We start from the raw sequence: 7817 nt of genomic DNA on the forward strand, positions 1-7817 counted from the left end.
CCGGATATATGGCTGCATTTACCGATTTTACCTCTTACTGAAAAACGCCTTGTTCAACCGGGAGCGTCCATATACGGTGTAGCGGGTCCGCGTTCCGGATTACCCCGATAAGCCAGGCATCCAAACTAAAAGCAACCAAACCCCAAAGCCAAAAAAGGGGAACGATCCTTAAATCGCCCCCCTTCCCATGCCAGCAACGAAAGAACTACCCCGCCGCCCCCGAATTAAGCCGCTTCACCGGCGCATTCTGCTGCCTGTCCCACATCACCGACAACACCCGCTGCAGCGCAATAAAGGCAAACAACAGCACGCCAATCGCAATCTTGGTCCACCACGAACTCAGCGTGCCGTCAAAATTGATCCACGTCTGAATCAACCCCTGAATCAGCACGCCAAACAGCGTCCCCAGCACCGTACCCACCCCGCCGGACAACAGCGTCCCGCCAATCACCACTGACGCAATCGCATCCAGCTCCACCCCCATCCCCGCCAGCGCATACCCCGCCGACGTATAAATGGAGAACACAATCCCGGCCAGCGTCGCCAGCGCCGACGACAGCATATAAATACGCACCGTGGTACTACGGGTGGAAATCCCCATCAGCTGCGCCGACGTCGCGTTGCCGCCGATGGCATACACCTGATTACCAAAGCGGGTACGGTGCGCCACTAAAATACCAAACACCACCACCGCCAGCATAATCACCGCCAGCAGACTAAGCCGCCCGCCGCCGGGGATCTTCCACGCCATCGACGACAGCGTGCCGTACAGCGGATGGTCGATCGGCAGCGAAGATTCAGCCACCAGATAACTGCAGCCGCGCAGAAAGAACATCCCGGCGAGGGTGATAATAAACGCCGGGATCTTCAGCGCGTCGATCAGCCAGCCCATAAAGGCACCAAACGCCGACCCCATCCCCATCACCAGCGCAAACGCCAGCCACGGGTTCAGGTTATAGTCGCCAATCGCCCGCGCCAGAAACACCCCGGTAAAGGCGATCACCGCCCCCACCGACAGATCGATACCGCCGGAGAGGATCACAAAGGTCATCCCCACCGCGATAATGCCGAGAAACGCGTTATCGGTCAGAATATTGGCGATCACCCGCGTGGAAGCGAAGCCGGGAAACTGGCTCAGACAGAACAGATAGCCCGCCACAAACACCAGCAGGGTAATCATTAAGGGTAAATGACGTTTAATCACGGCGTGGCCCTCGCTTGAACAGTTGAATAAATCGTGGCGACTGCAGCAGCAGTACCGCCATTACCACCACCGCTTTCACCACCTGATTCAGCTCGGGCGGGAAGCCCGACAGCAGAATACCGGTGTTCATCGCCTGAATAATCAGCGCGCCGATCAGCGACAGAAACAGGTTAAAGCGCCCACCCATCAGCGACGCGCCGCCGATCACCACCGCCAGAATGGCGTCCAGCTCCAGCCACAGCCCGGCGTTGTTGGCGTCCGCGCCGCGGATATCCGCCGCGACGATTAAGCCTGCCACCGCCGCACACAGCCCGCTCAGCAGATAGGTGCTCATCACCACCAGCCAGCCGTTAACGCCGGCGTTGCGCGCCGCGCGCAGGTTAATGCCCACCGCCTCGATAAACAGCCCCAGCGCGGTTTTTCGCGCCAGCAGCCACACCAGCAGCGCCAGCCCGAGGGTGATCCACAGCGGCACCGGCAGCCACAGCAGCGTGCCGCTGCCCAGCTGCGCCAGCGCGTCGTTGTTAAAGGTGACGATCTGCCCTTCGGTAATCAGCTGCGCCACGCCGCGCCCGGCCACCATCAGGATCAGGGTGGCGACGAACGGCTGGATTTTCAGCAGCGCCACCAGCACGCCGTTCCACAGCCCGCACAGCAGGCCGCTGCCGAGGGTAACCAGAATGATCACCGGCAGGCTGTGGCCGGCCACGGTCAGCGTGGCGGCGGTGGCCCCGGCGATAGCCATCACCGCGCCCACCGACAGGTCGATACCGCCGGTGGCGATCACCAGCGTCATGCCGATGGCAAGGATCGCCACCGGCGCGGCGCGGTTAAGGATGTCAATCGGGCTGCCAAACAGCCGCCCGTCCTGCAGGTGGATAGCAAAGAAGTTGTTTGCCACCAGGCTGTCGATAATCAGCACCAGCATCAGCGCGGCGATCTGCGGCAGCCCCGGCGGTAGTTTACGTTTGCGCATCGGCGTTTTCCCCGGCACCAGGTCTGTTTCAAGCATGCTGCTCCCCTCCTGCGGCGATGGCGTTAACAATTGCCGCCACCGACAGCTGTTCCAGCGGGATTTCCGCCACCTGCTGGCGATCGCGCAGGATCACCACCCGATCGGCGTAACCGACCAGCTCTTCCAGCTCGGAGGAGATCACCAGCAACGCCAGCCCGTCGGCACACAGGGTTTCGATCAGGCGGATAATTTCGGCGTGGGCACCGACGTCAATGCCGCGCGTCGGCTCATCAAGGATCAGAAACTGCGGTTTGGTCACCAGCCAGCGCGACAGCAGCACCTTCTGCTGGTTGCCGCCGGAGAGCAGCTGCACCGGCTGTTCGGCGTCCGGCGTGCGGATGCCGAGGCTCTTAATAAAGCGGTCGGCGATCTGCTGCTGTTCGGCGCGCGGCAGCGGCCGCAGCCAGCCGCGCTGCGCCTGCAGCGCCAGGATAATGTTTTCGCGCACCGAGGCGGCACCGATAATGCCGTCGGTTTTGCGATCTTCCGGGCAGAACCCCATGCCGAGGCGCGACGCCTGGCCCGGCGAACGCAGCGTGTGCGGCTGGCCTTTAATCAGCGCCGTGCCGCTGTCCGCGCGGCGGATGCCGAACATCAGTTCGGCGGTTTCTGTGCGGCCGGAGCCGAGCAGCCCGGCCAGGCCCACCGCTTCACCCGGCCTTACGCTCAGGCTGAACGGGGCCAGCGTGCCCTTTTTGCCAAAGTCTTTAAACTCCACCACCGGGCGTTCGCTTTTAAGGGTGCTGCCGGCCCGCTGCAGCGCGGTTTCCATCAGCTCGCGCCCGAGCATCAGCTTGATCAGCTCGACGCGCGGCAGCGTGGCGGTGTCGCGGGTGGCGATAAACTGGCCGTTGCGCAGCACGGTAATGCGATCGGTAATGCGATAAACCTGGTCGAGGAAGTGGGTGACGAAAATCAGCCCCATCCCGCGATCGCGCAGCTGTTTCATCAGCGTGAACAGCATTTCGACCTCTTCCGCGTCGAGGCTGGCGGTGGGTTCATCGAGGATCAGCACTTTGGCCGACAGGTCCACCGCGCGGCAGATGGCGATAATCTGCTGCATTGCCACCGAGAAGTGCCCGAGCGGACGGGTGACGTCCAGTTCGAAGCCATACTCCTGCAGCAGCGCGGCGGCGCGACGGTTGAGGGTTTTACGGTCAATCAGACCGAAGCGTTTCGGCTCGCGGCCGATAAACAGGTTATCCGCCACCGACATGTTCGGCAGCAGGTTCACTTCCTGGTACACGGTGCCAATGCCCAGTTGCTGGGCCTCGGCGGTGCTGCGTGGGTCGATCGGCTGCTGCTGCAGCGCGAGGGTGCCAGCGTCACGGGTGTATACGCCGGTCAGCACCTTAATTATGGTCGATTTACCCGCGCCATTTTCGCCGAGCAGCGCCATAATCTCGCCCGCACGCAGCGAGAACGAGACGTTGTCCAGCGCTTTCACGCCGGGGAAGGTTTTGCTGACGCCGCGAATATCCAGCAGCGTCGGTGCCGAGTTCTCGATGGTCATACGCCTGCCTCAATACGAGAAAAGCCGCCCGGCGTCGGGCGGCAAGGTGTCTCAGTAACCCATACCCTTTTTACTGTCCAGCTCGGTCTGCGCATCGGCAGGCAGGAACAGTTTGGTTTCGGTTTTAATAATTTTCGGCGGTGCGGTACCGTCTTTTTTCAGTTTTTCCAGCGCGTCAAACGCCGGGCCGGCCATATTTGGCGTCAGCTCAACGTTGGCATTCGCCTCACCGGCCAGCATCGCTTTATAGATATCCGGCACGCCGTCGATCGATCCGGTGAGAATATCTTTGCCCGGCTTGAGGCCGGCTTCTTTGATCGCCTGAATGGCACCAATCGCCATATCGTCGTTGTGCGCGTAAACCATGCAGATGTTTTTGCCGTTGTTTTCCGCCTTGATAAAGCTCTCCATCACCTCTTTACCTTTGCTGCGGGTAAAGTCGCCGGACTGCGAGCGGATCACCTTGATATTTGGCGTGTTGGCAATCGCTTCCGCAAAGCCTTTCTTACGGTCAATCGCCACGCTGGCGCCGACGGTGCCCTGCAGTTCGACCACGTTACAAGGTTTACCGGCCTGCTCTTTTACCAGCCAGTCGCCGATCAGCTTGCCTTCCAGCACGTTATCCGCGGTGACCACCGCCTGATACAGCGATTTGTCCTTCACCACGATGGCGCGGTCCAGCAGGAACACCGGAATTTTGGCGTCTTTTGCTTCTTCCAGCACCGGTTCCCAGCCGGTTTGCACCACCGGCGCAATAAAGATGGCATCAACGCCCTGGGCGATAAAGGAGCGTACCGCCTTGATCTGGTTCTCCTGTTTCTGCTGACCATCCGCAATCTTCAGGGTGATGCCCCGTTTCTGTGCTTCACTTTTTGCCACGCTGGTTTCTGCCGCGCGCCAGCCCGATTCGGAGCCAACCTGCGAGAAACCCACGGTCAGATTTTCAGCCATTGCCGGTACAGACAAGCTGGCACCAATTAAGGTGGATAAGAGTAAACGCTTCCACATGATCATTGTTCCTCTGATGGGATGATATCGTTCATGATTAACAGCCCTGTTAGCCTGGACTATTTAACGAATAACATTTTGGACAATGCTCACAAAATCCTGAAAAACAAATGAGTTACGCCAACTCACCTCATTGGCTGCCGCCGGGTCATATGGAATAAACGCCTGGGTGGGGAAAAAATAAGGTTAAATAATCGTAATAAACATAAGCGTTTGCGTAACGAACATTTGGTAGCGATTACAGCACCGCGTGAAGATCTGTCATTGCTTAGCGGACCATTACCGGCGCGGGCAAAAGCCAACTTTGTGAACTGCAACACACTTTGACCAGCAGGCGCGCGGCGCTCAACGCGCCGATTCGCCCAGGAAACGACGCTTTATGAAAATTTTTAACAATTTTACACTTGCCGGTCTGGACTCCGTCCGACGGCCACATATACTTGAACATTCTCATTTTTATTTCCAACCGCCACTATGACCTTTCTTGATTATCTGATGAAATTCCGCAAAGTGAGTTCAGCGGAGAGCCTGGAGAAACTGTTCGATCATCTCCACTATTCCCTGAACGATGACCGCGACATTATCCTGATGTACCGCGCCGCCGATCACCGCCGCGCCGAGCTGGCCTCCGGTGGCCGCCTGTACGATCCGGGCCGCGTGCCGAAAACGGTCTGGCATTACGTCGTGTAACCACTTTTCCGCCTGTTCCGGTAGCACGACGACGGGTAAAACCTCTCTGGTTCTGATGATCTGCCTGCGTTTATTCCGTATAATTATCCGCTTTGCAAAACGGCAGGCGGGGCACGCCTGCGGCACTTTGCGGCTTCACTTAAGGACACCCCGTGGCTACTGACTCTAAAACGCGTATTGGCGGCTGGCTGCTGGCCCCGCTGGCCTGGCTGATCCTGACGCTGCTGACCAGCGGGCTGGTGATGACCATGTACCTGAGCGCGCTGCTCGACCCTGCTCTGCGCAACGTGCTGTTCAGCCAGGCCGGAGGCGCGTTCATTCCGTGGGCGGCCTCGCTGCTGACCTCGGCGCTGATGCTGGTCTACAGCGGCTGGCTTACCTGGCTGTTCTGTCAGCGTTCACAGCGGGTACCGCGCCATTACATTATCTGGCTGCTGCTGACGGTGCTGCTGGCGCTGAAGTCGTTCGCTTTTTCGTCGGTGACCGACGGTGCGGCCACGCGCACGCTGCTGATCGCCCTGCTGGCGGCCAGCGTGCTGGCCCCCTATTTTCGACGCTCTCAGCGGGTAAAAGCGACGTTTACCGAGCGCTGATGCTGAAAAAAACGTCAAGAATTTAATCCTGAGTGCGCTATGGATCCCCCCGTGTCAGCGGGGAGTTGTGACCTGCGCCACATTATCAGATAATATGCACCGCCCTGTGCGTGCAGGGCTGACGGTTTTACTCTCTTTATCAGGCATAACTATGACCGATTACCTGCTTCTTTTTATTGGCACAGTGCTGGTGAATAACTTCGTTCTGGTGAAGTTTCTCGGCCTCTGTCCCTTTATGGGTGTTTCCAAAAAACTGGAAACTGCGATCGGCATGGGGCTGGCCACCACCTTTGTTATCACCCTGGCGTCGATCTGCGCCTGGCTGGTGAACCACCTGATCCTGCTGCCGCTCGACCTCGTCTACCTGCGCACCATGGCCTATATCCTGGTGATCGCCGTGGTGGTGCAGTTCACCGAAATGGTGGTGCGTAAAACCAGTCCGGATCTCTACCGCCTGCTGGGCATCTTCCTGCCGCTGATCACCACCAACTGCGCGGTGCTCGGCGTGCCGCTGCTTAGCGTTAACCTTAACCACAGTTTCCTGCAGGCCGCCCTGTACGGCTTCAGCGCCTCGATCGGCTTCTCGCTGGTGATGGTGCTGTTTGCCGGCATCCGTGAACGGCTGGTGCTGGCCGACGTGCCTGCGCCGTTTAAGGGCTCGTCGATCGCGCTGGTGACCGCCGGCCTGATGGCGCTGGCCTTTATGGGCTTCACCGGACTGGTGAAGTTCTGATGAGTGCGATTTGGATTGCTGTTGTCGTACTGAGCGCCCTGAGCCTGGTGTTTGGCGGCCTGCTGGGCTACGCCTCGCGCCGCTTTAAGGTGGAAGAAGACCCGATCGTTGAACAGATTGACGCCATCCTGCCGCAAAGCCAGTGCGGGCAGTGCGGCTATCCGGGCTGCAAGCCGTATGCGGATGCGGTCGGCAACAACGGTGAGATGATTAACAAGTGTGCCCCCGGCGGCGAGCAGACCATGCTCAAGCTGGCGGCGCTGCTTAACGTCGATCCGCAGCCGCTGGGCGACGAGCAGGCGAAAGAGCCGGAGCGCAAGGTGGCGTGGATCGACGAGGCCAACTGCATCGGCTGTACCAAGTGCATTCAGGCCTGCCCGGTGGACGCCATCGTCGGTGCCACCCGCGCGATGCACACCGTGCTGAGCGACGTCTGCACCGGCTGCGATCTCTGCGTTGCCCCCTGCCCGACCGACTGCATCGAGATGCGCCCGGTTGCGGCCACCACAGCTAACTGGAAATGGGATCTGCACGCTATCCCTGTCCGGGTTATTCCAGTAGAAAGCCATGTTTAATCTGTTCAAATTATTTAAGAAAGATCGTCTGTGGGACTTCGACGGCGGCATTCATCCGCCGGAGATGAAGACCCAGTCTAACGGCACGCCGCTGCGCCAGCTGCCGCTGCCCGCGCAGTTTATTCTGCCGCTGAAACAGCATATTGGAAACGAAGGCGAGATCGCCGTGCGCCCCGGCGATAAGGTGCTGCGCGGCCAGCCGCTGACCTTTGGCAACGGCCGCATGCTGCCGATCCACGCCCCCTCTTCGGGCACGGTGACCAAAATTGCCCCGCATATGACCGCCCATCCGTCGGCGCTGGCGGAAATGTGCATCTTTATCACCCCGGACGGCGAAGACCGCTGGGCTGAGAAAGCCACTTTCGCCGACTATCGTCAGGCGGAGCGCGGCGCGCTGGTGGCGCATATTCATCAGTGCGGCGTCGCCGGGCTGGGCGGGGCCGGCTTCCCGACCGGCACCAAGCTGCGCGGCGGCCTGCGCGGCGT

At 59.8% G+C, this 7817-nt stretch carries 8 protein-coding genes and 1 pseudogene; 5 read left to right on the plus strand and 4 right to left on the minus strand.

The annotated features are described in order from the left end of the window. Window positions 1-205: 205 nt before the first annotated feature. The 4 genes from yjfF to ytfQ are packed head-to-tail and all read right to left on the minus strand — an operon-like array spanning window position 206 to window position 4740. Window positions 206-1204, minus strand: coding sequence for a galactofuranose ABC transporter, permease protein YjfF (gene yjfF, locus NV64_RS17705; protein ID WP_056241579.1), 999 nt, complete (start codon window positions 1202-1204; stop codon window positions 206-208). Beyond that, window positions 1197-2216 carry a galactofuranose ABC transporter, ATP-binding protein YtfT gene (gene ytfT, locus NV64_RS17710; RefSeq protein WP_056241581.1) on the minus strand — a complete coding sequence of 340 codons (1020 nt, stop codon included), beginning with the start codon at window positions 2214-2216 and terminating at the stop codon, window positions 1197-1199. Before ytfT ends, yjfF begins: the two co-directional genes overlap by 8 nt. After that, window positions 2209-3732: a galactofuranose ABC transporter, ATP-binding protein YtfR gene (gene ytfR, locus NV64_RS17715; RefSeq protein ID WP_101506448.1), complete on the minus strand. Its 1524-nt coding sequence runs from the start codon at window positions 3730-3732 to the stop codon at window positions 2209-2211. Before ytfR ends, ytfT begins: the two co-directional genes overlap by 8 nt. Window positions 3733-3783: 51 nt before the next feature. After that, window positions 3784-4740 (minus strand): galactofuranose ABC transporter, galactofuranose-binding protein YtfQ, encoded by a 957-nt coding sequence (gene ytfQ / locus NV64_RS17720; protein ID WP_056241587.1) that lies wholly within the window; start codon window positions 4738-4740, stop codon window positions 3784-3786. Window positions 4741-5214: 474 nt separating this feature from the next. Here ytfQ and ydgT point away from each other — a divergent pair, with 474 nt between their 5' ends. The 5 genes and pseudogenes from ydgT to NV64_RS24180 form a co-directional block, all read left to right on the plus strand. Beyond that, complete coding sequence (gene ydgT, locus NV64_RS17725; RefSeq protein ID WP_101506449.1) at window positions 5215-5430, plus strand: transcription modulator YdgT; 216 nt, start codon at window positions 5215-5217, stop codon at window positions 5428-5430. Window positions 5431-5582: 152 nt separating this feature from the next. Further along, the gene (locus tag NV64_RS17730; protein WP_101506450.1) at window positions 5583-6023 is read left to right on the plus strand and encodes a DUF2569 domain-containing protein; all 441 of its coding nucleotides are present in this window, start codon (window positions 5583-5585) and stop codon (window positions 6021-6023) included. Between the two features lie 151 nt (window positions 6024-6174). Beyond that, entirely contained in the window at window positions 6175-6756 is a 582-nt protein-coding gene (gene rsxA, locus NV64_RS17735) for an electron transport complex subunit RsxA (RefSeq protein ID WP_056241594.1), read from the plus strand. Continuing rightward, window positions 6756-7331 (plus strand): electron transport complex subunit RsxB, encoded by a 576-nt coding sequence (gene rsxB, locus NV64_RS17740; protein ID WP_056241597.1) that lies wholly within the window; start codon window positions 6756-6758, stop codon window positions 7329-7331. Before rsxA ends, rsxB begins: the two co-directional genes overlap by 1 nt. Continuing rightward, a pseudogene (locus tag NV64_RS24180) lies at window positions 7324-7817 on the plus strand (electron transport complex subunit RsxC); the annotation flags it as partial. The gene rsxB and the pseudogene NV64_RS24180, both read left to right, overlap by 8 nt.

The sequence above is a fragment of the Erwinia sp. B116 genome (genome assembly GCF_002865965.1).
Lineage (GTDB): Bacteria > Pseudomonadota > Gammaproteobacteria > Enterobacterales > Enterobacteriaceae > Erwinia.